Origin of the sequence: Aeromonas sp. SG16 (assembly GCF_024436135.1) — a bacterium.
GTDB classification, from domain to species: domain Bacteria; phylum Pseudomonadota; class Gammaproteobacteria; order Enterobacterales; family Aeromonadaceae; genus Aeromonas; species Aeromonas jandaei.
On sequence record NZ_JANFNW010000010.1, the window covers coordinates 92,566 to 118,158 of the forward strand.

24 protein-coding genes and 1 tRNA gene are annotated in these 25,593 nt (G+C 60.5%); 18 read left to right on the forward strand and 7 right to left on the reverse strand.

The features are described 5' to 3' along the window. Window positions 1-102 precede the first annotated feature (102 nt). The 6 genes from NOM67_RS18705 (at window position 103) to NOM67_RS18730 (ending at window position 5,148) form a co-directional block, all read left to right on the forward strand. Window positions 103-1,188, forward strand: coding sequence for a polyamine ABC transporter substrate-binding protein (locus tag NOM67_RS18705; protein WP_042029516.1), 1,086 nt, complete (start codon window positions 103-105; stop codon window positions 1,186-1,188). A gap of 78 nt (window positions 1,189-1,266) precedes the next feature. Then, the gene (gene potA, locus NOM67_RS18710; RefSeq protein ID WP_042029514.1) at window positions 1,267-2,421 is read left to right on the forward strand and encodes a polyamine ABC transporter ATP-binding protein; all 1,155 of its coding nucleotides are present in this window, start codon (window positions 1,267-1,269) and stop codon (window positions 2,419-2,421) included. Continuing rightward, entirely contained in the window at window positions 2,418-3,323 is a 906-nt protein-coding gene (locus NOM67_RS18715) for an ABC transporter permease subunit (protein WP_042029512.1), read from the forward strand. Before potA ends, NOM67_RS18715 begins: the two co-directional genes overlap by 4 nt. Then, complete coding sequence (locus NOM67_RS18720; RefSeq protein WP_370689175.1) at window positions 3,320-4,165, forward strand: ABC transporter permease subunit; 846 nt, start codon at window positions 3,320-3,322, stop codon at window positions 4,163-4,165. Before NOM67_RS18715 ends, NOM67_RS18720 begins: the two co-directional genes overlap by 4 nt. Window positions 4,166-4,210: 45 nt before the next feature. After that, window positions 4,211-4,915, forward strand: a complete 705-nt coding sequence (locus NOM67_RS18725; protein WP_255939235.1) for an MOSC domain-containing protein — start codon at window positions 4,211-4,213, stop codon at window positions 4,913-4,915. 156 nt (window positions 4,916-5,071) lie between these two features. Beyond that, window positions 5,072-5,148: transfer RNA gene (locus NOM67_RS18730), tRNA-Pro, on the forward strand. 323 nt (window positions 5,149-5,471) lie between these two features. Here NOM67_RS18730 and NOM67_RS18735 read toward each other — a convergent pair. Together NOM67_RS18735 and NOM67_RS18740 are read right to left on the reverse strand one after the other, a co-directional pair. Further along, window positions 5,472-5,999 (reverse strand): hypothetical protein, encoded by a 528-nt coding sequence (locus NOM67_RS18735; protein WP_033115627.1) that lies wholly within the window; start codon window positions 5,997-5,999, stop codon window positions 5,472-5,474. A 124-nt stretch (window positions 6,000-6,123) separates the two neighbouring features. Further along, a complete protein-coding gene (locus NOM67_RS18740) occupies window positions 6,124-6,588 on the reverse strand; it encodes a thioesterase family protein (protein ID WP_182926811.1) in 465 nt (154 codons plus the stop codon). Between the two features lie 133 nt (window positions 6,589-6,721). On the opposite strand from NOM67_RS18740, the gene recQ reads away from it, so the two are divergent. Then, a complete protein-coding gene (recQ, locus tag NOM67_RS18745) occupies window positions 6,722-8,557 on the forward strand; it encodes an ATP-dependent DNA helicase RecQ (protein ID WP_041209739.1) in 1,836 nt (611 codons plus the stop codon). 72 nt (window positions 8,558-8,629) lie between these two features. Here the strand turns inward: recQ and NOM67_RS18750 are convergent, their stop codons facing one another. Then, window positions 8,630-8,932 carry a cytochrome c gene (locus tag NOM67_RS18750; RefSeq protein ID WP_255939239.1) on the reverse strand — a complete coding sequence of 101 codons (303 nt, stop codon included), beginning with the start codon at window positions 8,930-8,932 and terminating at the stop codon, window positions 8,630-8,632. Window positions 8,933-9,038: 106 nt separating this feature from the next. Here NOM67_RS18750 and NOM67_RS18755 point away from each other — a divergent pair, with 106 nt between their 5' ends. The 3 genes from NOM67_RS18755 (at window position 9,039) to NOM67_RS18765 (ending at window position 11,533) form a co-directional block, all read left to right on the forward strand. Beyond that, window positions 9,039-10,466: a YdiU family protein gene (locus NOM67_RS18755; RefSeq protein ID WP_255939241.1), complete on the forward strand. Its 1,428-nt coding sequence runs from the start codon at window positions 9,039-9,041 to the stop codon at window positions 10,464-10,466. A 10-nt stretch (window positions 10,467-10,476) separates the two neighbouring features. Next, on the forward strand, window positions 10,477-10,764 hold the full coding sequence (locus NOM67_RS18760; RefSeq protein WP_255939243.1) for a DUF3630 family protein: 288 nt from the start codon (window positions 10,477-10,479) through the stop codon (window positions 10,762-10,764). A gap of 94 nt (window positions 10,765-10,858) precedes the next feature. Further along, window positions 10,859-11,533: a 7-cyano-7-deazaguanine/7-aminomethyl-7-deazaguanine transporter gene (locus tag NOM67_RS18765; protein WP_071913989.1), complete on the forward strand. Its 675-nt coding sequence runs from the start codon at window positions 10,859-10,861 to the stop codon at window positions 11,531-11,533. Window positions 11,534-11,800: 267 nt separating this feature from the next. Here NOM67_RS18765 and rraA read toward each other — a convergent pair whose 3' ends face one another. Beyond that, window positions 11,801-12,286, reverse strand: a complete 486-nt coding sequence (rraA, locus tag NOM67_RS18770; RefSeq protein WP_021138460.1) for a ribonuclease E activity regulator RraA — start codon at window positions 12,284-12,286, stop codon at window positions 11,801-11,803. 144 nt (window positions 12,287-12,430) lie between these two features. Between rraA and NOM67_RS18775 the strand changes: the two genes are divergently transcribed. Beyond that, complete coding sequence (locus NOM67_RS18775; RefSeq protein ID WP_255939250.1) at window positions 12,431-14,284, forward strand: methyl-accepting chemotaxis protein; 1,854 nt, start codon at window positions 12,431-12,433, stop codon at window positions 14,282-14,284. Between the two features lie 122 nt (window positions 14,285-14,406). Further along, on the forward strand, window positions 14,407-15,051 hold the full coding sequence (locus NOM67_RS18780; protein ID WP_041209735.1) for a chromophore lyase CpcT/CpeT: 645 nt from the start codon (window positions 14,407-14,409) through the stop codon (window positions 15,049-15,051). Window positions 15,052-15,144: 93 nt separating this feature from the next. Here the strand turns inward: NOM67_RS18780 and rpmE are convergent, their stop codons facing one another. Continuing rightward, entirely contained in the window at window positions 15,145-15,360 is a 216-nt protein-coding gene (gene rpmE / locus NOM67_RS18785) for a 50S ribosomal protein L31 (RefSeq protein WP_033115620.1), read from the reverse strand. Between the two features lie 148 nt (window positions 15,361-15,508). Here rpmE and priA point away from each other — a divergent pair, with 148 nt between their 5' ends. Beyond that, entirely contained in the window at window positions 15,509-17,716 is a 2,208-nt protein-coding gene (gene priA, locus NOM67_RS18790; protein ID WP_255939262.1) for a primosomal protein N', read from the forward strand. A gap of 61 nt (window positions 17,717-17,777) precedes the next feature. On the opposite strand, the gene NOM67_RS18795 is transcribed toward priA, so the two are convergent. Further along, window positions 17,778-18,884 carry a hypothetical protein gene (locus tag NOM67_RS18795; protein WP_255939264.1) on the reverse strand — a complete coding sequence of 369 codons (1,107 nt, stop codon included), beginning with the start codon at window positions 18,882-18,884 and terminating at the stop codon, window positions 17,778-17,780. Window positions 18,885-19,042: 158 nt separating this feature from the next. Between NOM67_RS18795 and NOM67_RS18800 the strand changes: the two genes are divergently transcribed. The 5 genes from NOM67_RS18800 to dtd all read left to right on the forward strand — a co-directional run bounded on the left by NOM67_RS18800 (window position 19,043) and on the right by dtd (window position 24,912). After that, on the forward strand, window positions 19,043-20,476 hold the full coding sequence (locus NOM67_RS18800; RefSeq protein ID WP_201931150.1) for a DUF2867 domain-containing protein: 1,434 nt from the start codon (window positions 19,043-19,045) through the stop codon (window positions 20,474-20,476). A 149-nt stretch (window positions 20,477-20,625) separates the two neighbouring features. Next, window positions 20,626-21,852 carry an aromatic amino acid transporter gene (locus NOM67_RS18805; protein ID WP_201913789.1) on the forward strand — a complete coding sequence of 409 codons (1,227 nt, stop codon included), beginning with the start codon at window positions 20,626-20,628 and terminating at the stop codon, window positions 21,850-21,852. Between the two features lie 239 nt (window positions 21,853-22,091). After that, complete coding sequence (locus NOM67_RS18810) at window positions 22,092-23,333, forward strand: malic enzyme-like NAD(P)-binding protein (protein ID WP_255939269.1); 1,242 nt, start codon at window positions 22,092-22,094, stop codon at window positions 23,331-23,333. A gap of 176 nt (window positions 23,334-23,509) precedes the next feature. Beyond that, window positions 23,510-24,382 carry a virulence factor BrkB family protein gene (locus NOM67_RS18815; protein ID WP_041209731.1) on the forward strand — a complete coding sequence of 291 codons (873 nt, stop codon included), beginning with the start codon at window positions 23,510-23,512 and terminating at the stop codon, window positions 24,380-24,382. Between the two features lie 92 nt (window positions 24,383-24,474). Continuing rightward, a complete protein-coding gene (gene dtd, locus NOM67_RS18820; protein ID WP_033138812.1) occupies window positions 24,475-24,912 on the forward strand; it encodes a D-aminoacyl-tRNA deacylase in 438 nt (145 codons plus the stop codon). On the opposite strand, the gene NOM67_RS18825 is transcribed toward dtd, so the two are convergent. After that, window positions 24,901-25,581 (reverse strand): spermidine synthase, encoded by a 681-nt coding sequence (locus NOM67_RS18825; RefSeq protein WP_255939349.1) that lies wholly within the window; start codon window positions 25,579-25,581, stop codon window positions 24,901-24,903. The two genes, dtd and NOM67_RS18825, sit on opposite strands and share 12 nt — an antisense overlap. Window positions 25,582-25,593 lie beyond the last annotated feature (12 nt).

Consider the following 25,593-nt stretch of genomic DNA (forward strand, 5'->3'; position numbering starts at 1 on the left):
GGTCCGCAGTTCGGCCGGGAGGGTAGTGATGCCATCTTTCGGGATGGGCCGCGCGAGAGGATGCGCAGACGGTCAACCACTAAACACAGGAGAACTGAAACCGTGCATACAACCAGATTGGCAACCATTGCCCTGACCATGGGGTTGGCAAGTGGCGTTCAGGCCGCAACTGAACTCCATTTCTACAACTGGTCTGATTATATCGGCGAGACCACCCTCAGCGATTTCCAGCAGGCGACCGGGATCAAGACCGTCTATGACGTGTTCGACTCCAACGAGACCCTGGAGGGGAAGTTGCTGACGGGGCGTACCGGTTATGATCTGGTGGTGCCCTCCAACAACTTTCTGGCCAAACAGATCAAGGCGGGAGCGTTCCAGAAGCTGGACAAATCCCTGCTGCCCAATATGGCCAACCTGGATCCGGTGCTGCTCAGCCAGCTCGACAAGGTGGATCCGGGCCATCAATACGCCGTGCCCTATCTGTGGGGTACCAACGGCATCGGCTACAACGTCGACAAGATCAAGGCTGTGCTGGGGGTCGACAAGATCGACTCCTGGGCGGTTATTTTCGAACCGGAAAACATGGAGAAGCTCTCCCGTTGTGGCGTCGCCTTCCTCGACTCCGCCGACGAGATGATCCCTGCCGCCCTCAACTATCTGGGGCTCGACCCCAACAGCCATGAGCCGGCGGACATCAAGCGGGCCGAAGAGCAGCTGCTCAAGGTGCGCCCCTATGTCGCCTACTTCCACTCCTCCAAGTACATCGGTGATCTCGCCAACGGCGATATCTGCGTGGCGGCGGGTTTTTCCGGCGACATTCTGCAGGCCGCCGCGCGGGCCAACGAGGCCGGCAAGGGGGTGAAGATTGCCTACAGCATCCCGAAGGAGGGGGGCAATCTCTGGTTCGACATGATGGCGATCCCGGCCGATGCCACCAATGTCAAAGAGGCGCACGCCCTCATCAACTACGTCCTCCAGCCCGAGGTGATCGCCAAGGTCAGCAACTATGTGGGCTATGCGAATCCCAATGCCAGGGCGGCGGCGTTCATGGATGAGAAGGTGCGCGATGATCAATCTGTTTATCCACCTCAGCCGGTGCTGGCACGACTCTATGTCTCTCAGGAACATCCTCGTGCAATCCAGCGGCTGATGACCCGGAGTTGGAGCAAGGTCAAGTCCGGAACCTAACCTTGGTGCCCGTTCGGGGGCGCCAAATTGCTTTTATGGATCGGCCGCGAGGTCGATATCACGTTGGGGAGTTTGGTAATGGCGATAGCCTCCAGTGCCTACAAGAAAGCCCTCGAGGGCAGCCAGCAGCGTAAAGAAGTGCTGGTCAAGATTGATCGGGTAAGCAAGCAGTTCGATGAAACGCTGGCTGTCGATAACGTATCGCTCAACATCAACAAGGGGGAGATCTTCGCCCTGCTCGGTGGCTCCGGCTCCGGCAAGTCGACCCTGTTGCGGATGCTGGCCGGTTTTGAACGTCCGACCGAGGGGCGGCTCTATCTCGATGGTGTCGATATCACCGATATGCCGCCCTACGAGCGTCCCATCAACATGATGTTCCAGTCCTACGCCCTGTTCCCCCATATGACGGTGGCGCAAAACATCGCCTTCGGCCTCAAGCAGGATGGCCTGCCCAAGGCGGAGATAGATGCCCGGGTGGAGGAGATGCTCAAGCTGGTGCAGATGACCCAGTATGCCCGCCGCAAGCCGCACCAGCTCTCCGGCGGCCAGCGCCAGCGGGTGGCACTGGCCCGCTCGCTGGCCAAACGCCCCAAGCTGCTGCTGCTGGATGAACCCATGGGGGCGCTCGACAAGAAGCTGCGCTCCCAGATGCAGCTGGAGCTGGTCGAGATCATCGAACGGGTCGGGGTTACCTGCGTCATGGTGACCCACGATCAGGAAGAGGCGATGACCATGGCCGAGCGGATCGCCATCATGCACCTCGGCTGCATCGAGCAGATCGGCAGCCCGATGGATATCTACGAAACCCCGGCCAGCCGGCTGGTGTGCGAGTTCATCGGCAACGTCAACCTGTTCGACGGTCTGCTGGTGGAGGATGAGCAGGACCACGCCATTATCGCCTGCGCCGATCTGGAGCAGCCCATCTATGTGGGCCACGGCATCAGCTCCCGTGCCGAAAACAAGAAGGTGACCTACGCCCTGCGCCCGGAGAAGCTGCTGATGAGCCTGCAAAAACCGGCGGAGATCGAGCATCCGGATTTCAACTGGACCAAGGGCAAGGTCTACGACATCGCCTATCTGGGCGGCCACTCGGTTTATCACATCGAACTGCCCTCGGGCAAAATCGTTCAGGCTTTCATCGCCAATGCCGAACGCCACGGCAAACGGCCAACCTGGGATGACCAGGTGTTCCTCTACTGGGAAGATGACAGCGGCGTGGTGCTGCAATCATGAAGGCATTGAGACGACTGAAGCATGTGTGGGGTCGCCAGCTGGTGATCGGCATCCCCTTCTTCTGGCTGTTCCTCTTCTTCCTGCTGCCCTTCATCATCGTGCTGAAGATCAGCTTTGCCGAAGCGGATGTGGCGATCCCGCCCTACACCGACGTGGTGAGCTGGGCCGACAACCAGCTCACTATCCTGCTCAACATGGGCAACTACCTGATGTTGCAGGAGGATGAGCTCTATATCGCCGCCTATCTCGGTTCGCTCAAGATGGCCTTTATCAGCACCATTCTTTGTCTGCTGATCGGCTATCCGATGGCCTACTCCATCGCCCGGGCCAACAAGGAGACCCAAACCGTTCTGCTGCTGCTCATCATGATGCCGACCTGGACCGCGATTTTGATCCGGGTCTACGCCTGGATGGGCATTCTCAGCAACAACGGCTTGCTCAACAGCTTCTTGTTGAGCATCGGTCTGATCCACGAGCCGCTGCAGATCCTCAACACCAACCTGGCGGTCTATATCGGCATCGTTTACTCCTACCTGCCATTCATGGTGCTGCCGCTCTACGCCAATCTGGTCAAGCATGACCAGAGCCTGCTGGAGGCCGCATCCGATCTGGGCGCCCGCAACCTGACCCGCTTCTGGCAGATCACGGTGCCGCTCTCCAAGAACGGCATCATCGCCGGCTGCATGCTGGTGTTCATTCCGGTGGTGGGGGAGTTTGTTATCCCGGAACTGCTGGGCGGCCCGGAGACACTGATGATCGGTAAGGTGCTGTGGCAGGAGTTCTTCAACAACCGCGACTGGCCGGTGGCCTCTGCGTTGGCGGTGGTGATGCTGGCGGTGCTGATCATCCCCATTATCCTGTTCAACCGTAACCAGGCCAAAGAGCTGGAGGGCAAGGCATGATGAGACGTTTTGGTTTTGCCAAGCTGATGCTCTGGCTGGGGCTGCTGTTTATCTATCTGCCCATGGTCATCATGGTGATCTACTCCTTCAACGCCTCCAAGCTGGTGACGGTATGGGGGGGCTGGTCGCTCAAGTGGTACTTTGGCCTGCTCGACAACAAGCAGTTGATTGGCTCGGTGCTGCGCTCGCTGGAGATCGCCTTCTATACCGCGATTGCGGCAGTGGCGCTGGGGACGGTGGCGGCTTTTGTGCTGACCCGGATCCCGCACTTCCGTGGCCGCACCCTGTTCGGCGGCATGGTGACGGCGCCGCTGGTGATGCCCGAGGTGATTACCGGTCTGTCGCTGCTGCTGCTGTTCGTTGCGATGGCCCAGCTGGTGGGTTGGCCTGCCGAGCGCGGCATGCTGACCATCTGGATCGCCCACACCACCTTCTGTACCGCCTATGTGGCGATCGTGGTGTCGGCCCGCCTGCGCGAGCTGGATCTCTCCATCGAGGAGGCCGCGATGGATCTGGGGGCCAAGCCGTGGAAGGTGTTCTTCCTGATCACCATCCCGATGATCGCCCCCTCGCTGGCTGCGGGTGGCATGATGTCGTTTGCTCTGTCGCTCGATGATCTGGTGCTGGCCAGCTTTGTCTCCGGCCCGGGCTCGACCACCTTGCCGATGGAGGTTTTCTCGGCGGTGCGGCTAGGGGTGAAACCGGAGATCAACGCGGTTGCCAGCCTGATCCTGCTGTCGGTATCGCTGTTTACCTTTGGCAGCTGGTATCTGATGGCCAAGGCGGAGAAACGCCGCCGTGCCGAGATCGCCATGACCACCCAGATGCAGGCGGTTGCCTGACCTCGTGTTAAGATCCGCACTCTCTCGTCAACCCGGAGGATGAGAATGCGGATCTCCCTTTTTAGCGGCCGCGGCACCGAGCTGGTGCCCGGCCTTGTCTCTGCCATCCACAAGCAGGCGGTGACTGTGCCGGTTCGTTGCACTTTTGCCGGTCTGGAAGAGGATGAGCAGAGCGATCAGCGTCATCACGGCGGCCCGGATCGGGCGCTCCACTACTATCCTGCTGACCATTACCCCTGGTGGCAGACCTGGCAAACTGCGCTGGGTCTTCCTGCTCCCCGCACTCCCTGGCAACCCGCCGCCTTTGGTGAGAACCTCTCTGGCCTCGGACTGACCGAGACGCAGGCCTGCATTGGCGATGTCTATCGACTCGGTGAGGCACTCATCCAGATAAGTCAGCCAAGATCGCCCTGTTTCAAGCTCAATCAGCGTTTCGGCTATGGTCAGATGTCGCAGGTGATGCAGCTGAATGGCCGTTGTGGCTGGCTGCTGCGGGTGCTGGAGGAGGGGATGGTGTCGCCTGAGGCGACCATGGAGCTGGTAGACAGGCCTTACCCGGAGCTGACGGTAAAGCGTACTGCCGATATCCTGTTCAATCAGGTACGTAACGAAGCGGATCTGTTGTTGCTGCTGGAGAATCAGGCCCTCTCGCCCAACTGGCGTCAGCATGCGGCGGATTGGCTGGAGCACGGCACCGTCGCTGACTGGCAACGTCGTCTGCTGGGCCCCGAGTCGCAGCGCTTGCCTTGAGGCAGAGTTAGTGGAATGTCACCATCCGGCTGCATTTCGGTAAACGGGGACGAAGAGTGCTGAATAGTTGAGCGAACGGCACTTTTTTTTCCCTTTAAATGCAAAAAAGGCTTGTGTCGGGTCGGCCCTTTCGGTAAATTCCCGTCCCGCAGACATCGGTGTGTAGCGCAGCTTGGTAGCGCACTTCGTTCGGGACGAAGGGGTCGGAGGTTCGAATCCTCTCACACCGACCAAATTTGAAAAGGCCGCTCAATAGAGCGGCCTTTTTGCATTTCGCTTTCCTGCTTTCTCGATTCACTTTACCTGCCGACCTGCCGACCTGCCGACCTGCCGACCTGCCGACCTGCCGACCTGCCGACCTGCCGACCTGCCGACCTGCCACTTGAATAAGCGATCGTAATTGCTGTATGCGAGGCCGAAGCAAAACCACGGATATTAAAAGGGCCACCGCTTGGTGGCCCATTGGTGGAGTCTATTCTGACTCCGGCACTCTAGATTGTGGCAATCTCGTTATGGTTCTTGTCTATGGTGCCCTCCTTGCGCGCCAGGCGCTTGTTCAGATATGCCAGTGCTGATGCCGCAAAGCCTTTAAACTGTGTTGGGGCAGCAAGGCCGCGTGTTTGGGGTACTCACAAATAAAATGTTCGATTCCCTCCATCAGTTGTTCACGTAATGAAATCACGGGCTCATGCCAGGCTTGCAGGCATAGGTGGCCGGGGATCAACTGCTCCTGATAATCTTCCAGCAGTTGTTCTGGCCAAGGCTCAATACCGGAATTGCGTTGCAGCAAATAGTGGGCGGCGGGTTCACGGGCATAAATGAACTGAATTTGGGCCAGATCGCGTTGGCTTAGCGTTTGACTGTTGATGTGACAGGTCAAATATTTTCCCGTCTTCAGGTCCAGAAAGTGACCGCGTTGCCGACAGGGGACGATGCGATACCAAGGCAGGGGTGAGGAGAGAGAATACCCCTCAAGCTCCTGTTCCAACCAGTGGCGACACTCGGGTGTCTGCACCTCGTCGAGCATGGACTCGAGCTGTGTCAACAAGGCTCTGGATGGTTTGATGGCCAGTTTCGCACTCATCACCTGCAATCCTCCCTCTGCACACAATCCCGACTATGAGTATGGACCTGCTTTAGCCAGAGGGGGTAGGGAATCTAATGATTAAAAGTGGATTAGCAGAGTGCTTTTTATGCATTAATGGCGTTTAGCCCACCAGATAGGTGCCGGTCCCAAAGGCGATATGGGTGCCCTCTTCGTTGTGCAGCTCCATCCGGGCTACCGCGACCTTGCTGCCGGCCCGGATGATGTGGGCGGTGGCAATAAACTCGTTGCCGCGCCCCGGCCGCAGATAGTCCACCCGCAGATCTATGGTGCCGAGGCGGGAGAAGCGTTCCTTGAGATAACTGGGGGAGAAATCCTCCAGATCGTCGATGCAGGAGGCCGCGACTATCATGCCGCCCGCCACGTCGAGCAGAGCTGCTGTGACGCCACCGTGCAGGATGTTGTGGAAGGGGTTGCCGATCAGCTTCTCCTCCATCTTGATGCGCAGCTCCACCCGGTCGAAGTCGTAGTGGGTCACCTGCATGCCGATCAGTTTGTTGAAGGGCATCTTTTCGGCGAACAGGTTGGCAATGCCACTGAGCGCCATCTTCTTGAGCATCTGTTTCATTCCTTGAATCCGATTCCTGTTTGCAAAGCAGAGTAAAAGCTCCAGCCAGTCTGCAACAGTTCTTTAACAGTCGCAATGGCAGGTTTATTGTGGGCGGCGGCTGCTTTAGAATGGCGACCCCAAAGGAGAGCCCATGACCGCGATTGCCGAAACCCTGCCAGATCCTCAGCCAGAGAGTCCGCTTGCCCTGCTGCAGGCGGTCTTCGGCTATCAGCAGTTCCGGCCGGGTCAGCTCGAGATTATCGAGCAGATCGTGGCGGGGCGCGATGCGCTGGTGCTCAAGCCCACCGGCGGTGGCAAGTCGCTCTGTTACCAGATCCCGGCACTGTTGCGACCCGGGCTCGGGGTGGTGGTCTCTCCCCTCATTTCACTGATGAAGGATCAGGTCGACAGCCTGCGAGCCAACGGCGTGGCCGCGGTCTACATCAACTCGGCCCTGAGTCGGGAGGAGATGATCCAGAACTTCGCTGCCATGCGTCGCGGCGAGATCAAGCTGGTCTATGTCTCCCCCGAGCGACTGCTGCAGCACGAATTTATGGACCGGCTGGCCGAGCTGCCGCTCGGGCTGTTCGCCATCGACGAGGCGCACTGCGTCTCCCAGTGGGGCCATGACTTCCGACCGGAATATGCGGCGCTGGGCCGGCTCAAGCAGTGGTTCCCGCAGGTGCCGGTAGTGGCGTTGACCGCCACCGCCGATGAGGCGACCCGCAGCGATATGTTGCACCGGTTGGAACTGAGCGATCCCTTTATCCACACTGCCAGCTTCGATCGCCCCAATATCCGCTACAGCCTGGTGGAGAAGTTCAAGGCGGCCGAGCAGTTGCTGCGCTACGTGCAGAGCCAGAAGGGCAACTGCGGCATCGTCTACTGCTCCAGCCGCAACCGGGTGGAGGAGGTGGCCGAGCGGCTATCCCGCCACGGCTGCAAGGCAGCGCCCTATCATGCCGGTCTGCCGCTCGAGCTGCGTCAGCAGACTCAGGAGGCCTTCCTCAAGGATGATATCGAGATAGTGGTGGCGACGGTGGCGTTCGGTATGGGCATCGACAAGCCCAATGTGCGCTTCGTGGTGCACTACGACATCCCGAAGAACATCGAATCCTACTATCAGGAGACCGGCCGCGCCGGGCGCGATGGCACCCCGGCCGAGGCGCTGCTGCTCTACGATCCTGCCGATATCGGTCGGGTGCGCCGCCTGCTCGACAACATCGAGAATCCCCAGCAGTTGCAGGTGGAGCAGTACAAGCTCAACGTGATGGCAGCCTTTGCCGAGGCGCAGACCTGCCGCCGTCAGGTGTTGCTCAACTACTTCGGCGAGTACAACGACAAGCCGTGCGGCAACTGTGATATCTGCCTCGATCCGCCCAAAAGTTATGATGGCACCGAAGATGCCCAGAAGGCGCTCTCCTGCGTCTGGCGGGTGGGGCAGAATTTCGGGGTGGGTTATGTGGTGGAGGTGCTGCGCGGTTCGCTCAACCAGCGCATCAAGGATCACGGCCACGACAAGCTCTCGACCTACGGCATCGGCAAGGATCAGAGCCACGAATACTGGATGAGCGTGATCCGCCAGCTGATCCACAAGGGGCTGCTGACCCAGAACATCACCCGTAATCTGGTGCTGCAGCTGACCGAGGCTGCCCGCCCCGTGCTGCGTGGCGAGGTGAAGCTGGAGCTGGCGGTACCCCGCCTGCAGCCTATCTCCAGCCGCAAGGAGAAGCGCAACGGTCTGCTCGACAATGCCAACTACGACAAGCGGCTGTTCAAGGAGCTGCGCGCTCTGCGCAAGCAGATTGCCGAGGATGAAGAGGTTCCGCCCTACGTGGTATTCAACGATGCGACCCTGGTGGAGATGGCTCAGTTGATGCCGATGACCGAGGAAGAAATGCTGGCGGTCAACGGCGTCGGTCACCGCAAGCTGGAGCGTTTCGGTGAAGCCTTTATGGACCTGATCATCGACTATTGCCGACGGTAAGAAAGCTTGGCGAAGCACGGCCGAATGGATGCTTCGCCAACGGGGAGGCGCCCGACAGCCAGGCGCAGCAGATTACTTGAGGCTGGCGTAATAGGCCGCCAGATTCTCCATATCCGCATCGGTCAGCGGCGCCATGAAGGGGTCCATCAAGGGCTCTTTGCGAGTGCCATCCTTGAACGCTTTCAACTGTTTCACCAGATAGGCGGCATTCTGACCCGCCAGATGGGGATAGTTGGGGATCATCGCCTTGCCTTCCACGCCGTGACAGGCGGCACAGACCGCTGCCTTGGCTTTGCCGGCTTCAATATCGGCAGCCTTGGCCTGATGAACCCAGGCCAGAGCCAGCAGGGGCAGGGCATATAGCCACTTTTGCATATTCTTCTCCTTGAATTGAACAAATGAGGATTGCCGGTTGGCGGACAGCCTGCTGACGGCAGTATAAAGAGTGACACGAGCATACTCAGGGATGAATGGCACAACCATGAAGCTGATCAACACTTTTGCGAGCGAACTGCCCTGGGCCTGTGAACCTGTGGTGCCCCAGCCGCTACAACAACCCCGGCTACTTCACCTCAACCGCGCTTTGCTGGATGAGCTGGGGTTGGGAGGCGTCAGCGAGTCTGAGTGGATCGCCTGCTGTGGTGAGGGAAAATTGCTGCCCGGCATGCAGCCGGTGGCGCAGGTGTATGCCGGCCATCAGTTCGGCGGCTATAGCCCACGGCTTGGCGATGGCCGGGCGCTGCTGTTGGGTGAGCAGCTGGCGCCCGATGGCTTGCGCTGGGATCTCCATCTGAAGGGGGCAGGAAAGACGCCGTTTTCCCGTTTTGGTGACGGCCGCGCCGTACTGCGCTCGAGCATTCGCGAATATCTCGCCTCCGAGGCGCTCCATGCCCTCGGCATACCGACCACCCGGGCGCTGGTGCTGGTGGGCAGCCAGGAGCCCGTTTACCGCGAACAGGTGGAGACGGGGGCGACCGTGCTGCGCACCGCCCCCAGCCACTTGCGCTTCGGTCATATCGAGTATTTCGCCTGGAGCGGGCAGGGGGAGAAGATTCCGCTGGTTATCGATTATCTGCTGCGCCACCACTTCCCCGAGCTGGAGAATGGCGCCGAACTGTTTGCCGAGGTAGTGCGTCGCACCGCGCGGCTGATTGCCAAATGGCAGGCGGCGGGCTTCTGTCACGGGGTGATGAACACCGACAACATGTCGCTGCTCGGCTTGACGCTGGATTACGGCCCCTACGGCTTTATCGATGCCTATGTGCCGGACTTTGTCTGCAATCACTCGGATCCGGCGGGTCGTTACGCGCTGGATCAGCAGCCGGCGGTCGGCTACTGGAATCTGCAAAAACTGGCGCAGGCGCTGGCGGGGCATGTCGATGGTGATGCGCTGGCAGCGGCGTTGGCCCAGTACGAACAGCAGCTGATGCTGCACTACTCCGAGCTGATGCGGGCCAAGCTCGGGCTGGCGGTGTGGGAGGAGGATGACCCGGCACTGTTCCGCGAGTTGTTCCGTTTGCTGGCGGCCCACAAGGTGGATTACCACCTGTTCCTGCGCCGGCTCGGTGAGGTGACGGGAGAGGGGGCATGGCCGGCATCCTTGCTGGTGTTATTAGCCGACCCCGCTGCGTGGCAGGGGTGGTTGACTCGTTACCGGGAGCGGCTGGTGCGGGAAGGAAGCGAAGATAGTGTGCGCAAGGCGCGGATGGATGCCATCAATCCCAAATATGTGCTGCGCAATGCGCTGGCCCAGCAGGTGATCGATGCTGCCGAGGCGGGCGATATGCAGCCGTTCGAGCGCTTGTTTGCCGCTTTGCAACGCCCCTATGATGAGCAACCCGAATATGAGGATCTCGCTACCCCGCAACCGGCATGGTATTGCGGTGGCGAGCTATCCTGCAGCAGTTGAGAGATTTGGAATGGGATGGCAGATCAAACAGATAGATAGCGATGCCGGAGTTGTAATGCTGGCGTGCCCCGCTCTTGATTGGGACACCTTTCCGGCCTTGGCCGGGACGCTGCTGCAGGCGTGGGAGCTGCGTCCACTGGAGCGGGATGTCGGTGCCGATCGCCATAGCTGGTTGCTGGATTTCGAGGGGAGCCAGTTCAGACTGGAGTTTGAGCACTACAGCGGCTGCTGGTTGGAGGCGGTGCGCCCTGAAGATCGGGAGGCGCTGCTCTGGCTTGCCAGACAGCATAAAGATTGAACTATCGCGTGTGGGGCGTATAATCTCGCGCTTCGCTTATCGCCAATGGTGGCGATATGGGTTCCCTAACCCCATTAACCAAAAAGGTCACAAGATGAATCTGACCCCTGAGCAGTACCAAACGGCGCTCGTTCGCCTGTCGTTGTTCCATATCCTCGTTATTGCCAGCAGCAACTATCTGGTTCAGCTGCCTATCACCGTCTTCGGTTTTCACACCACCTGGGGTGCGTTCAGCTTCCCGTTTATCTTTCTGGCGACCGACCTGACGGTGCGGATCTTCGGTGCCGGTCTGGCGCGCAAGATTATCCAGACTGTGATGCTGCCGGCACTGGCCATCTCCTATGCGCTCTCCGTACTCTTCTTTGAAGGGAGCTTCCAGGGGGTTGGCCATCTGGCTGAATTCAACCTGTTTGTGGCACGTATCGCGCTGGCCAGCTTTATGGCCTATCTGGTGGGTCAGTTTATGGACGTGGTGGTATTCAACCGCCTGCGCCTGCTCAAGCACTGGTGGGTGGCGCCAGCTGCTTCCACCCTGTTTGGCAACATGGTCGATACCATCGCCTTCTTCAGCGTGGCCTTCTGGCGCACGAGCGACCCCTTCATGGCGGAGCACTGGGTCGAGATCGCGACTGTGGACTATGTGTTCAAGCTGCTGATTAGCCTTGGTTTGTTCGTGCCGCTCTACGGCGTGCTGTTGCGCTATCTCAGTCGCAAGCTGGTTGGAGAGGCAGGATTGCCCGGGTTGCAATCCGCAGTCCGACAAGCCTGATGAAATTGGCCACCCTCAACGGTGGCCAATTTTTTTGCCTGATTGGCAAATAAAGCTTGCTCAATTAAATGAGAATGATTATCGTTAACTTGTTTTCCGGGAAAGGCCTCATCTGTTCCAACGTGATGGACTTCTTGTGAAGGCACGACATTGCTCACATTGCTTCCAGTTAAGGGCCAGTTTATCTGGCCCTCTTTTTTTGTCATTTTTCAGCAAGTTACAGACATAAAAAACGGGAGCCAAGGCTCCCGTCATCATGCTGCTGGCTTACTCGATGTCGAGTGCCTCGGGGGAGAGGATAACCCCTGTGGTATCGGCGTAGAGATGATCGTCAGGCAGGAAGGTGACTCCGCCAAAATTGACCGGCAGATCCGTTTCCCCCACATCCTTGCTATCGGCACCGACCGGAATGGCCGCCAGCGCCTGAATGCCGATGTCGAGATCTTCGAGGATATCGACTTCGCGGACGCAGCCGTAGCAGACAATCCCTTCCCACTCGTTTTCAGCGGCAGTGGTGGCTATCTCGCTGTCGATCAGGGCGCGGCGCATGGAGCCACCGCCATCGATCAGCAGCACCCGGCCAACGCCGTTCTCTTTGACGAGTTCACGGATGAGACCGTTCGATTCGAAGCACTTGACGGTGGTGATGACGCCGCCGAAAGAGGCACGGCCGCCGAAGGAGCAAAGCATGGGTTCGAGTACATCCACCATGTCCTGATAGATGTCGCACAGTTCTGAAGTGTTGTATTCCATAGTGTCAAATCCACGGCTGGAAACAGGTGGATCCAGTATAAGGAGTGAGACCGGCATTTCAATGAATATTCCTTGAACAGCCACAGGGATAACGTTTTCCGCATAAGCTCAATGCAGTTCATCCGTACAGGTGAGAGGTGCATCGTGCTGATCCGTCATAAGTTGATTCTGAATACCGTACTGGTTGCCATTGCCATGGTGGTACTGAGCGGCCTCTTTATCTATTCGAGCCAGGTCACCCGCAGCCTGACACAAGCCCAGCGCAATGTGGACGGGCTGGAGATCGCCATGCTCAATTTGCGGCGGGCCGAGAAGGATTTCCTGCTGCGCAAGGATCTGAGCTTCGTTAACCATTTCAATGAGGTCATGACGCAGTTCCACCAGCTGGACGAGACCCTGGGCCGTGACGACAACCTGGCTGCGGTGCATGCCGATCTGGCCAGGCTGGATCAGCAGATGGCGGCTTACGGCAAGGCGTTTCTGGAGCTGGTTGCCCAGCAGCAGAAGATTGGTCTGGGGCCGGAGGATGGGCTCTATGGCAAGCTGCGGACTGCCGTGCATGAAGTGGAAGATGGCCTCAAAAAGCTGGATCAGCAGGGGTTGCTCATCACCATGCTGCAGCTGAGACGGGCGGAGAAAGACTTCATGCTGCGATCCGATGTCCAGTATCTCGACCGTTTCCAAACTCTGCACAAGAGTTTTCAGCAGAGTCTGGCCGTCTTGCCGGAAGCCGACCGCGGCAAGCTGGAGCAGGCCAGCAATCAGTATCGGGAGGACTTTGTCGCATTGGTGCAGGGTATGCAGGTGCTGGGGCTGAATGAGGATGAAGGGCTGCGCAACCAGATGCGGGGTCTGGTTCATCAGACCGAGCAGGTGTTCTCTGCCGTCGACCAGCATATCGCCGGTGAGCTGGATCAGCAGACTGCTCGCCTCAATACCCTGATGTTGATGTGTGGCGGGGTGATCATCGTACTGATAGGAGTCATGAGCGTGCTGCTGGGTCGCAGCATCGATCGTCCCATTAGTCGGGTAAATGATACCGTCAATCGCATTCGCCAGGATAATGACCTGCGCCTCAAGATCGAGCTGCAGGGGGCCGATGAAATGGCTCAACTGGCGGGTAACCTCGATGTGATGCTGGGCGGCTTCCGCAACCTGATTGGCGATGTGAAGCAGAGCGTGCATACCCTGACGGAGGCGGCAGATCACCTCTCGGACAACGTTAAACGTACCAGCGAGGGAGCTGCTCGCCAGCTGCAGGAGACCGACATGGTGGCCACCGCCTCGACCGAGATGGGTTCCACCATAGAGGAGATCGCCCGCAATACCGAACAGGCCGCCAACAATGCCCAGGCGACCAACAACAAGGCGATGGAGGGGCGCAGTGCGGTGGAGAACACCGTCGACCAGATCCGTCTGCTGGCTGACAATCTCGAGCACTCATCCCGCGAGGTTGGTCAGTTGCAAAGAGAGAGCGAGACCATCGGCTCGGTGCTGGACGTGATCCGCGGCATTGCCGAGCAGACCAACCTGTTGGCCCTCAACGCGGCGATCGAGGCGGCACGGGCGGGGGATCAGGGGCGCGGTTTTGCGGTGGTGGCGGACGAGGTGCGCAGCCTTGCCATCCGTACCCAGAAATCGACTCAGGAGATCGCCGGCATCATCAGCTCGCTGCAGAAGCAGACCGGCAGTATCGTCGAGGTGATGGCGACCTGCCGCGAGCAGGGGAGTCGCAGTTCCGATCAGGCCAACGTGGCGGGGGCTCTGCTGGAGCAGATCACCCAGGATGTTACCCACATCATGGATATGAGCACCCAGATTGCGGCAGCGATCGAGGAGCAGAGCCTGGTCGCCAACGAGGTGAACCGCAACGTCAACAACATCCGCGACATTGCGCAGGAGTCGAGCGCCATGGCGGCAGAGAACGCCAGATCCAGTCAGGGGCTGAACGAGCAGGCCAAGCTGCTGAATCAGGCGGTCGCGAAATACCGGGTTTAGTGATCGGGCGGGCATCCTTGCGAGGTTTTTTCACCAGAGTGGCAATGATTTGATCGTAATGGCTGTTATTGAACAGCTTCGCTCATATAATCGCCGCCACTATGATGATTCGGAAGGATTCGATGACAAAGTTGCTGGTGGCCGTATTCGGGCTATTTTGCTCCTGTCTGGTATCGGCAGGAGTATCATCCCGGGCCACTGTTTCCGGCATGGAGCCGCTGCTCAGCTGGTTCAGCGGAGATTTTTCGAGCCAGGAGCAGGCGCGATATGACGACCGCTTTACCAGCGCTGAACTGCGTCTGGTGGAGATCTGGCGTGGCTATCAGGGTTATCGCTGGGTCTATGCCGAGCAGTACCTGACCCTGCGTGCAGTTCGCCCCTTCCGCCAGCGGATCTATCGTTTCTCCCCCAGTCCTGACGGACGCATTCTGATGGCCGAGCTGACCATGCCGCGGGCCACCGACTTTGCCGGCGCCTGGCACAATCCGGAATTGCTCGATAGCCTCACTCCCCAGCAACTTTCTCTGCGCCGTGGCTGCGAGATCTGGTTGAGCCGCACGCCATCCGGTGAATATGCCGGCCATACCCGGGTTGGCCATTGTGCTACCGATTTCGGTGGCGCCAGCACGCTGGTGCAGCATGTCTGGATTGGCCCCAACAGCGTCAGACTGCTGGATCGGGCTTATGATCTGGCGGGCAAGGCTCGCTGGGGGAGTCCGGGGGAGGGATATGTCTATCTGCGCAGGGTGCGCGAGCGTGGGCACTGAGCCTGACTGGCGAAAAACGTGAATGATTGGAAGACCACAGAAACAAAAAAGACGCCCATAAGGCGTCTTTTTCAGAATTCGTCAGAAGTAGAATTACTTCTTGGAAGTCATCGCACCGAAACGCTTGTTGAACTTGTCTACGCGGCCGCCGCTAGAAACTTCTTTCTGCTTGCCGGTGTAGAACGGGTGGCACTCGGAGCACACGTCCAGGTTCAGATCTTTACCGATGGTAGAGAAAGTGTTGATGACGTTACCGCAAGAGCACTTGGCGGTGATGGCTACGTAGTCAGGATGGATACCAGCTTTCATGGACAACCTCAAAGTAATAGGCCGTGTCGCCATCCGATCTCTTGTCGGACACCACACGATTGTTGAACACAGTTTCAAAGGCTGCGAATAATATAGGAAATGCCTGAGATCAGGCAAGTGGCTTCGCAGAAAAAATAGGCAACCTCTGGTGAATTCTTCCCAAACGCTGGATCTGGTTCGTGTGGCTGTCCCGGTGCCGCTACGCCGTCATTTCGACTATCTCTCCCCCCTGCCGTTACCTGCTCCAGGTTGTCGGGTCGAGATCCCTTTCGGCCCGCAAACCCTGGTCGGGTTGGTGGTGGATCACCCGGCCGACAGCCAGGTGCCGCGCAACAAGCTCAAACCCATCAAGCGCGTCCTCGATGGGACGCCTGTGCTGGGGCCCGATATTCTGGCGCTGATGAACTGGAGCGCCAGCTACTACCAGCACCCGCTGGGGGAGGTGCTGCCGCACGCCCTGCCGGTGTTGGTGCGCAAGGGGGAGCCGGCCGCCTATCGTGAGCTGGAGTTCTGGTTTGCGACCGATGCCGGTATGGCCATCGATCTCAACGAACTCAAGCGGGCCGCCAAGCAGCAGCAGGCGCTTGCCCTGTTGCGCAAGGGGCCGCAAACGCCATCAGCCCTCAAGCAGGAGGAGATCCAGAGCGCCGCACTCACCACGCTGGAGAAGAAGGGGCTGCTGGAGAAGCGTTCGCTGGAGCCGAGCCACGATGGCGATTGGGCTGCCCGCTTTGAACCGGGGGAGGGGTTGCGCCTCAACGGCGAGCAGGCGCTGGCCGTCTCTGCCGTTACCAGCCAGAGCGACAAGTTCGGCGCCTTCCTGCTGGACGGCATCACCGGCTCCGGCAAGACCGAGGTTTACCTGAGCATCCTCGAGCCCTTGCTCAAGGCGGGCAAGCAGGCGCTGGTGATGGTGCCCGAGATCGGCCTCACTCCGCAGACCATCAACCGTTTCCGCCGCCGCTTCAACGTGCCGGTGGTGGCAATGAACTCGGCCATGAACGATCGGGAGCGGCTCGACGCCTGGCTCGCCTGCCGCGACGGCGGCGCCGCCATCCTGATCGGCACCCGCTCTGCGGTGTTCACCCCGTTTCACAACCTCGGCATCATCATCATCGACGAGGAGCACGACGGCTCCTTCAAGCAGCAGGACGGTTTTCGCTACCATGCGCGGGATCTGGCGGTAATGCGGGCTCACCGTGCCGGTATCCCCATCTTGCTTGGTTCGGCCACCCCGTCGCTGGAGACATTGCACAACGCTCGCACTGGCAAGTATCACCACCTCACTCTTACTCGCCGTGCCGGCAATGCCCAGACCGCCCGTCAGGTGATCCTGGATATCAAGAACGTGCGGCTGCAGGCCGGACTATCTCCCCAGCTGGAGCAGTTGATGGCGGAGCATCTGGTAGCGGGCAACCAGGTGATGCTGTTTCTCAACCGCCGTGGCTATGCCCCGGCCCTGATCTGCCACCAGTGTGGCTGGAGCGCCGCCTGCGAGCGCTGCGATGCCTGGTACACCTGGCATCAGGCCGGGCGACGGCTGCACTGCCACCACTGCGACAGCGTGCGCCCGCTACCCCACCACTGCCCCGAGTGTGGCAGCAACGAGCTCATCGGCTCCGGGGTGGGCACCGAGCAGCTGGAGCAGCTGCTCGGCACTGTTTTCCCGCAATATCCGGTGGTGCGCATCGATCGGGACAACACCCGTCGCAAGGGGGAGCTGGAGACCCATCTCGGCGACATCAAGGCAGGCAAGTACAAGATCCTGATCGGCACCCAGATGCTGGCCAAGGGCCACCACTTCCCGGATGTGACCCTGGTAGGGCTGCTGGATGTGGATGGCGCCCTGTTCAGCGCCGATTTTCGCGCCGCCGAGAAGCTGGCCCAGCTCTACACCCAGGTGGCTGGCCGCGCCGGGCGCGCCAGCAAACCCGGGTTGGTGGTGTTGCAGAGCCACCATCCGGAGCACGCCCTGCTGCAGGATCTGACCCAGAACGGCTATGGCCACTTCGCCGACACGGCGCTGAAAGAGCGCCGCCTGCTGGGGCTGCCGCCGTTCAGCTATCAGGGACTGTTTCGGGCCGAGGCCAACGGCCGTGACGAGGTGCAGCTGTTCCTCGCCCGTCTCGCCGATACCCTGCGCAGCGCCCGCTATCCCCATGTTCAGGTGCTGGGTCCCATCAGCGGCTTTATGGAGCGCAAGGCGGGCAAGTTCCGCATGCAGTTGCTGGTGCAGGGGCCCAACCGGGCGCCACTGGCCCAGCTGCTCGATTGGGCGGTGAAGGAGCTGGAGGGGTGGCCCGAGACCAAGCGGGTACGCTGGAGTCTCGACATCGACCCCACCGAGCTGAACTGAGTCAGGTTCTGGTCGCTGGCGCGCTTCGTCAGCGACCGGGTTTGCCATGCGGGTGCCGGTTTCAGACCCGCAGGTCGATCTGCTGCACCCAGCCGCCCTTGCCCTGCTCGGTCACATAGAGACCGGACTGGCGCAGCACCCCCTGATTGCCGCTTTCCCCAAGATGGTTGAAGGGGGTGTCTAGGGGATGGAGCAGGATGGCGCCGATCCCCAGCTCCACCAGGGCGATGGGGGATTGCTCCGGCTGCCAGAACTGCAGCGCCGAGAACTGACTATCCCGCTCGTCCAGCACCCCGTTGCCATCCTCATCCAGGGTCGCCAGCTCGCCAAAACCGTTGCCGGAGCGGGCCCCGAACAGCTCGCCGCCGTCATCTATGGTGCCGTTGCCGTTGCGATCCAGCGCCACAAAGCCGCTGCCTTCACTCAAGCCCGGCAGGCTATCCTCTTTGCCATCCTGATCAATGTCGAACTTGACCCGGGCGTCGGTCAGACCGGCGATTTTTCCATCCAGACTGAGCACCAGCGGATCCTTGAGGGCATTGAGGGTAGTGCGGCGCTTGCTGATATCGAGCTGGCGCCAGTCCAGCACAAAACCCAGATCAAGTTGCAGGCTCTGGCCATCCTGAGTCTCTATGCTGGCCGAGGCGACTACGTTGAGCTGCTCCTTTTGCAGCAGGCTGTCGGTTACTTCCACCAGTTGATCCGGCTCGGCGGCGGGTTGACTGCTGTCGCCCGTCGGGGAGTTCACCCCCTCCGCGCTCTGGTCGGTCGGTTTGATCGGATCCGGCAGCTCTATCTCGTGGCCCAGCATCGCCTCGATCATCAGCTTGATAAGCCGCTGGTGGTTGTCGAGCCCGTCGTTGGGAACGCCGTTCTCCTCCTGATTTCTGCTCCCCTCTGCCTTGGCTGGCGCGGCTGTTGTCTGCGGGGGAGTCTGGGTATTGCTCCGGCTGCTGGCTTGCAGCGTCAGGGCACTGGCTTGCATCAGGGTGGTTCGCTGCTCGCCGGATGGCGGTGTGGCGGCCGTTCCGCTCACGCCATTGGCCTGCGGCGCGACCGGCCCCAGTCTGCGCACCTTGCGGGCTTGCGCCTGTTGCTGCCGGTATTGCACCTCCCCCTGGAGGTCGTAGTGATCGATGCGCATATCTTCGCCCTCGGCGCTATACATCTGGTCAGTTATCGACCAGGGAATGAACCGGGATTAACACCAAATCGGACTAACAGGCAGAATTGTTAGTTCCATGTTGCAAAGTGACGGTGAGGCTGGATGATGGGCATTCAGGTTGCCAGCCCGGTGGCCGGGACGACAAGGGAAGGGGAGAGAGGATGAGAAACTGTCTGGTGATGGGGGCGGCGGGCTATATAGGCTCCTATCTGGTGCCTCACCTGCAAACGCTGGGCTACAGGGTGATTGCCGGGGCGCGCCGTCCCTGCCGCTTGCCTGAGGGTGTCGAGTTTCGCCTCGCCGACAGCCTCAAGCCCATCACTTTGCTGCCTGCGCTGGCGGGCATAGATACCGTCTTCTATCTGGTGCACGCCATGGGGGCGGGGGCCGATTTTCACCGGCTGGAGCAGCAGGGGGTGAAGAACTTTGCCGCCGCCGCCCGCGCCGCCGGGGTGCGCCGCATCATCTATCTCGGGGCAATCCAGCCGGAGCTGTGCAACAGCCGCCATCTCAACTCCCGCCGCCATTGTGGCGAGCTGTTTCGTGAATCCGGCGTACCGACGGTGGAGCTGCGTGCCGGTATCATTGTCGGGCCCGGCTCGGCGGCGTTCGAGGTGATGCGGGATCTGGTGTTCAACCTGCCGCTGATGGTGACGCCAAAGTGGGTGCGCTCGCGCACGCCGCCGATTGCGCTGTCCAACCTGCTGCACTATCTGGGTGGGCTGGTGGAAGCCGACGAGGTGGATGGTCGCATCTTCAATGCGGTCGGCCCAGAACTGCTCAGCTATCAACAGCAGTTGCAGAAGTTCGCCGCCCATATCGGCAAGCGTTGCCCTATCATTCCCATCCCGTTTCTGAGTCCGCGTCTCTCCGCCTGGTGGCTGCAGTTTGTCACCTCGGTGCCGCAGCCGGTGGCCAAGGCGCTGGTGGGCGGTCTCAAGCACGATATTCCGGCCGATGACGGCCCGCTGCGTGCCCTGCTGCCACAGACCCTGCTCAGCTTCGACGAGGCACTGGCCGAGAGTCTGGCGCTGGAGCAGAAGCTGGGGGCCGAACAGCAGGGGCAGGAGACGCCGCTCGGCCTGCGCTGGCGCCATCCCGAATATGGCTTCTATGACCGTACCGCCAGCGGCGATGCCATCTGTCTCGCCTCTCCCGAGGTGGTGTGGCAGGTGTTGCAACAGTTGGGTGGCGAGAAGCGCTACTTCTACATGAACCAGCTGTGGGTGGTGCGCGAATGGATGGATCACCTGATCGGCGGTCCGGCACGCACCCGTGGCCGCAGCAATCCCGATCGCTTCGTGAAGGGTGACATGCTCGACTCCTGGCAGATCCTCGGAGTCGATGAGGGGCGCAGGCTCGATCTGCTGTTCAACATGAAGGCCCCGGGCGTGGGTCGGCTGGAGTTTAACATCCTGCCGGAGGAGTCCGGGTTGACCCGCATCCGGGTCACAGCCCACTGGCATCCGCAGGGCGCATGGGGGCTGGCCTACTGGCTTGCCATGCTGCCGTTCCACCTCTTCATCTTTCAGGGGATGACCGAGGCCATCGCCAGAGAGGCGGAGGCAAAAGCCGGTATCCCCGTAATGGATTGAGCCTCCTTTCTTCGCTCGGATGGCGCTGGCTGTGGCCAGTCAGGCGCTTCCCTTTGGCCCATATTGAGGTGCTTCCCCGGGCAAAGGCTGGCATCATGCCGCGGTCTTGTTTACCGCGGATAGATAACCAGTCAGAAAAAGAAGGGATTATGAAGAAAAAACCATCAATTTTGGGGGGCGCCTGCATTATCGCCAGCGTCTGCGTGGGGGCTGGCATGCTCGGTCTGCCGAGTTCGGGGGCGGGGGCCTGGACCCTCTGGTCGGTGCTGGCACTGACCGTCACCATGGTTATGATGACTCTCTCCGGCTGGATGCTGCTGGAAGCCTTCCAGCACCACGACATGCGCGTCTCCTTCAATACCGTGACCCGCGAACTGCTGGGGGAGCGGCTCAACTTCTTCAACAATCTCTCGGTCTACTTTGTCGGCGGCATTCTGCTCTACGCCTACATCACCTCCTCCGGCGCCATCCTGCAGGGGATTCTGGGGATCGACAGCAAGCTCGCTTCCGTGCTGTTTGTGGCGATGTTTTCGCTGGTGGTCTGGCACTCGACCCGCGCCGTTGACCGCATCTCTGTGGTGCTGATCGCCTTCATGATCATCAGCTTCGCCCTCGGCGTGACCGGTCTGCTCGGCCATATCAAGCTGCCGACCCTGCTCGATCTGGCTGGTGGCGAGAGTCACTACGCCCCCTATGCCATGGCGATGTTGCCGGTGGCGCTCACCTCGTTTGGCTATCACCACTCGGTCGCCTCCCTGCGCGCCTACTACCAGAACGAGCGGCAGGCAAAGTGGGCGATTCTGGGGGGAACCCTGATCGCGCTGGCGCTCTATGTGCTCTGGCTGCTGGGGATCTTCGGCAACCTGCCCCGTCAGGAGTTCGCCCCCGTGATTGCCCAGGGCGGCGATGTGAACGTGCTGCTGAAGGCGCTCTCCGGCGTCATTGAGTCGGAGCAGGTGGCCAGCGCTATCAACGGCTTCTCCATGGCGGCCATTCTCTCCTCCTTTATCGGGGTGGGGCTCGGGGTGTTCGACTATCTGGCGGATCTGTTCAAGTTCGACAACAGCCGTGCCGGTCGCTGCAAGAGCTGGGCTGTTACCTTCCTGCCACCGCTGCTGCTCTCGCTGCTCTTCCCGTTCGGCTTCCTGCTGGCCATCGGTTATGCCGGCGCGGTGGCCACTGTGTGGACCTGTCTCATTCCGGCGCTGCTGGTGCTGAAGTTCCGCGCCCGGGCAGCCGGTGGCAGTGCAGCCCCCCATTTCGTCACCCCGGGTGGCAAGCTGGTGGCCTGGCTGCTGATTCTGTTCGGATTGGCGACCGCACTGTTCCACTTCCTCGCGATGGCGAACCTGCTGCCGGTCTACTCGGGTCAGTAATCGGCACGCAAGGTCAAATGATGGCGGCAGGGCAACTTGCCGCCATTTTTTCACCTGCAATGCAGGATCTATAACTAAAGTGGTATCTGTGGCTGGGGGATGGTGCTAAACAAACTGGTCTGATCTGGCTAATGACAGCATGATCTGCTGGGCATGCCCACCGCTTTCTTTTATGATCCCCGCCCTTCTGCGTGCCTCCTGCCGGCACCTCATTTGCACCAACCACATCGGGGTCCCCCATGTCCGATCTGCGTCAAGAAGCACTCGATTACCACGCCCAGCCCGTACCGGGCAAAATTGCCATCGCCCTGACCAAGCCTGCCGAAACCGCCCGTGATCTGGCGCTGGCCTACAGCCCGGGTGTTGCCGAGCCGGTGCGCGAGATCGCCGCCAACCCGGCCGATGCCTACCGCTATACCGGCAAGGGCAATCTGGTGGCCGTCATCTCCAACGGCACCGCCATTCTGGGTCTGGGCAATCTGGGGCCGCTCGCTTCCAAGCCGGTGATGGAAGGCAAGGCCCTGCTGTTCAAGCGCTTCGCCGGCATCGACGCCATCGACATCGAGGTGAAGCACGAGACCAGCCAACAGTTCATCGACACGGTGGCGGCCATCGCCGATACCTTCGGCGGCATCAATCTGGAAGATATCAAGGCACCTGAGTGCTTCGAGATCGAGCAGGCGCTGATCGAGCGCTGCGATATTCCGGTGTTCCATGATGACCAGCACGGTACCGCCATCGTCACCGCCGCCGGTCTGCTCAATGCACTGGAGATCCAGGGCAAGCTCATCAGCGACAGCCGCATCGTCTGCATGGGAGCGGGGGCTGCCGCCACCGCCTGCATGGACCTGCTGATCAAGTGTGGCGCCAGAGCGCACAACATCTTCATGCTGGATCGTCAGGGTGTTATCCACACCGGCCGCAGCGATCTCAACAAGTACAAGCAGCGCTTCGCCAACGAGACCCCGCTGCGCACCCTGATGGATGTCATCGAAGGGGCGGATGTGTTTGTCGGTGTTTCCGGCCCCGATGTGCTGCCCGCCGAAGCGGTCGCCCTGATGGCGCCCAATCCGGTGATCTTCGCCTGCTCCAACCCGGATCCGGAGATCAAACCGGCACTGGCCCACGGGGTGCGCAGCGACCTCATCATGGGCACCGGTCGCTCCGATTACCCGAACCAGATCAACAACGTGCTCTGCTTCCCCTTCATCTTCCGCGGCGCCCTCGATGCCCGTGCCAGCCGTATCAACGATGCCATGAAGATTGCCGCGGTCGAGGCGATCCGCGCGCTGGCCAAGGAGCCGGTGCCGGCCGAGGTGCTGACCGCCGCCGGGGTCAGCGAGCTCGCCTTCGGCAAGGATTACGTCATTCCCAAGCCGATGGATGCCCGTTTGCTGCCGCGGGTTGCCCGCGCCGTAGCGCTGGCGGCGGTGGCCTCCGGCGTCGCCCGCATCGAGCTGCCTGTGGACTACATGCTGTAATCCGGCGTTGCAAACGGCCCCATAGCGGGGCCGTTTTTATCTCTGCTTCTGGCGACAGCCAGAGACGCCATACGGGTGACAGGTTGGGGGAGATGGGGGCAAATCGGGTTCAAAGGTGGTCAAACAGCGCTCTCCTCTGACACAATATTGCCACTATGACGCTAACGAGAATCAAGATGCAGCAGCCTGTCAGCGGCCGTTTGGCCCACGCCCTCTCCTTCTTGCGCCATGATGGTCGCCACTTTGCCCAGTTTGTCTGGGGCCGTTTCCAGCAGGACAGATTGACGGTCACTGCCGGTTATCTGGCCTATGTCACCCTGCTTTCACTGGTGCCGATGATCGCCGTGGTCTTTGGCATGATGTCCGCCTTCCCGGTGTTCCAGAGCCTCAAACAGGCGATGGAGCAGTTCGTCTACCACAACTTCGTACCGACGGCGGGAGAGGTGCTCAAGGAGTACATCGACGGCTTCGTCGCCAATGCTACCAACACCACGGCGGTGGGGATCGGGGCGCTGGTGGTGGTGGCGCTGATGCTGATCTCCGCCATCGACAAGAACCTCAACTACATCTGGCGTTCGACCCAGGGCCGCCCGCTGGCGCAGGCGTTTGCCATGTACTGGATGATCCTCACCCTGGGGCCCGTGCTTATCGGGGCCAGTATCGCCATCTCCTCCTACATCTTCTCGCTGCGGCTGTTTGGCGCCGAGAGCCTGTTCGGCATCGGCTATCTGCTGCTGCGCGGCTTGCCGTTCCTCTTCTCGGTGCTCACCTTCCTGCTGGTCTATACCGTGGTGCCGAACTGCAAGGTGCGGTTGGCTCACGCCTTTATCGGCGCGCTGGTGGCGGCGACCCTGTTCGAGCTGGCCAAGCGCGGCTTTGCCATCTACATCACCAGCTTCCCCTCCTATCAGGCCATCTACGGCGCGCTGGCCACCATCCCGATCCTGTTTGTCTGGGTCTATTTGAGTTGGCTGGTGGTGCTGCTTGGTGCGGAGACTACCGCCTGCCTCGGCGAGTACGAGAAGCCGGCGAGCGAGGAGCTTGGCTAAGCCATCGCCTTGGCCACCGGTTTATTGGTAGCATCGACGACCGCCCCTGCAATCGAGCCGGGTCGGTCGTTCTGTTTTGAGAGGAGAGGGATGTGATTGCACTGATTCAGCGGGTCAGCGAGGCCAGCGTGACTGTCGAGGGGGAGGTGACCGGCGCCATCGGTCAGGGGCTGCTGGTGCTGCTCGGGGTGGAGCAGGGGGATGACGAGGCCAAGGCCGACAAGCTGCTGCACAAGGTGAGCGGCTATCGGGTATTCAGTGACGAGAATGGCAAGATGAACCTCAATGTCAGCCAGATCGGCGGCAGTCTGCTGGTGGTCTCCCAGTTTACCCTGGCGGCCGACACCAAGAGCGGGATGCGCCCCAGCTTCTCCTGCGGTGCCCACCCGAGCGAGGCCGAACGCCTCTATGACTACTTCGTGGCGAAGGCTGCTGCCAGCGGCATCCCGACCGCAACCGGGCGTTTTGCCGCCGACATGAAGGTGGCGCTGGTCAACGACGGCCCGGTTACCTTCTGGCTACAGGTCTGAGGATGCCTGATCCCGCGGTATGACGTGGACGATCACGTTGATGAGCCCAGCGACCGGATAGGGGGTAGCCGGGCCAATCCACTGTTCTATCAGCGTCAGGGCGTGGGTTAGCTCCCGTTCGGTGCGCGGCAACAGGTTGATGACCAGAGTGCCGCAGAGGCGGGGAGCCAGCGCCCGGTAGAGCCGCTCCTGAAACAGCAGCAGCGGGTTGCCATCCTGACTGAAGAGATCGAGCAGGATGAGGTCGTACTGCTGCTCGCTCTGCTCCAGAAAGGCGAGGGCATCGGCTTGATGGAGTGCCGGCGCGGCGCGTTCATCGCTCTCCTGATGCTGGAAAAACTGCTGATAAACGGTCAGCACCTCTTCGTCGAGATCGACGCACTCGTGGTGGGCATCGGGCCAGCGCTGACTCAGATGGCGGGTGAGATCACCACCACCCAACCCCAGTTCGAGGATCTGCCCGGCCTGCTCCGGCAGCAGGCAGGCGATGACCCGTTGATGGGGCAGACAGAGGGCGGCGGGGTCGGCGAGCGACATGGCAGATTGCACCACACCGTCTATCTCCAGCCAGCGATGCTGGTCATTCTCCTGCACGGTGAGGCGGCGCTGGGGTTTGACGCTGAGGTGCAACAAGTGATCGGCTTGGTACGCTTGCAGATTGAAGTCCATGAATTTGCACGG

Excerpts from the sequence above, each read along its gene's own strand:
- potA (WP_042029514.1), top strand. The coding sequence starts at position 1,267 with ATGGCGATAGCCTCCAGTGCCTACAAGAAAGCCCTCGAGGGCAGCCAG.
- NOM67_RS18715 (WP_042029512.1), top strand. The coding sequence starts at position 2,418 with ATGAAGGCATTGAGACGACTGAAGCATGTGTGGGGTCGCCAGCTGGTG.
- NOM67_RS18720 (WP_370689175.1), top strand. The coding sequence starts at position 3,320 with ATGATGAGACGTTTTGGTTTTGCCAAGCTGATGCTCTGGCTGGGGCTG.
- NOM67_RS18725 (WP_255939235.1), top strand. The coding sequence starts at position 4,211 with ATGCGGATCTCCCTTTTTAGCGGCCGCGGCACCGAGCTGGTGCCCGGC.
- NOM67_RS18735 (WP_033115627.1), bottom strand. The coding sequence starts at position 5,999 with ATGAGTGCGAAACTGGCCATCAAACCATCCAGAGCCTTGTTGACACAG.
- NOM67_RS18740 (WP_182926811.1), bottom strand. The coding sequence starts at position 6,588 with ATGAAACAGATGCTCAAGAAGATGGCGCTCAGTGGCATTGCCAACCTG.
- recQ (WP_041209739.1), top strand. The coding sequence starts at position 6,722 with ATGACCGCGATTGCCGAAACCCTGCCAGATCCTCAGCCAGAGAGTCCG.
- NOM67_RS18750 (WP_255939239.1), bottom strand. The coding sequence starts at position 8,932 with ATGCAAAAGTGGCTATATGCCCTGCCCCTGCTGGCTCTGGCCTGGGTT.
- NOM67_RS18755 (WP_255939241.1), top strand. The coding sequence starts at position 9,039 with ATGAAGCTGATCAACACTTTTGCGAGCGAACTGCCCTGGGCCTGTGAA.
- NOM67_RS18760 (WP_255939243.1), top strand. The coding sequence starts at position 10,477 with ATGGGATGGCAGATCAAACAGATAGATAGCGATGCCGGAGTTGTAATG.
- NOM67_RS18765 (WP_071913989.1), top strand. The coding sequence starts at position 10,859 with ATGAATCTGACCCCTGAGCAGTACCAAACGGCGCTCGTTCGCCTGTCG.
- rraA (WP_021138460.1), bottom strand. The coding sequence starts at position 12,286 with ATGGAATACAACACTTCAGAACTGTGCGACATCTATCAGGACATGGTG.
- NOM67_RS18780 (WP_041209735.1), top strand. The coding sequence starts at position 14,407 with ATGACAAAGTTGCTGGTGGCCGTATTCGGGCTATTTTGCTCCTGTCTG.
- rpmE (WP_033115620.1), bottom strand. The coding sequence starts at position 15,360 with ATGAAAGCTGGTATCCATCCTGACTACGTAGCCATCACCGCCAAGTGC.
- NOM67_RS18795 (WP_255939264.1), bottom strand. The coding sequence starts at position 18,884 with ATGTATAGCGCCGAGGGCGAAGATATGCGCATCGATCACTACGACCTC.
- NOM67_RS18800 (WP_201931150.1), top strand. The coding sequence starts at position 19,043 with ATGAGAAACTGTCTGGTGATGGGGGCGGCGGGCTATATAGGCTCCTAT.
- NOM67_RS18805 (WP_201913789.1), top strand. The coding sequence starts at position 20,626 with ATGAAGAAAAAACCATCAATTTTGGGGGGCGCCTGCATTATCGCCAGC.
- NOM67_RS18810 (WP_255939269.1), top strand. The coding sequence starts at position 22,092 with ATGTCCGATCTGCGTCAAGAAGCACTCGATTACCACGCCCAGCCCGTA.
- NOM67_RS18815 (WP_041209731.1), top strand. The coding sequence starts at position 23,510 with ATGCAGCAGCCTGTCAGCGGCCGTTTGGCCCACGCCCTCTCCTTCTTG.
- NOM67_RS18825 (WP_255939349.1), bottom strand. The coding sequence starts at position 25,581 with ATGGACTTCAATCTGCAAGCGTACCAAGCCGATCACTTGTTGCACCTC.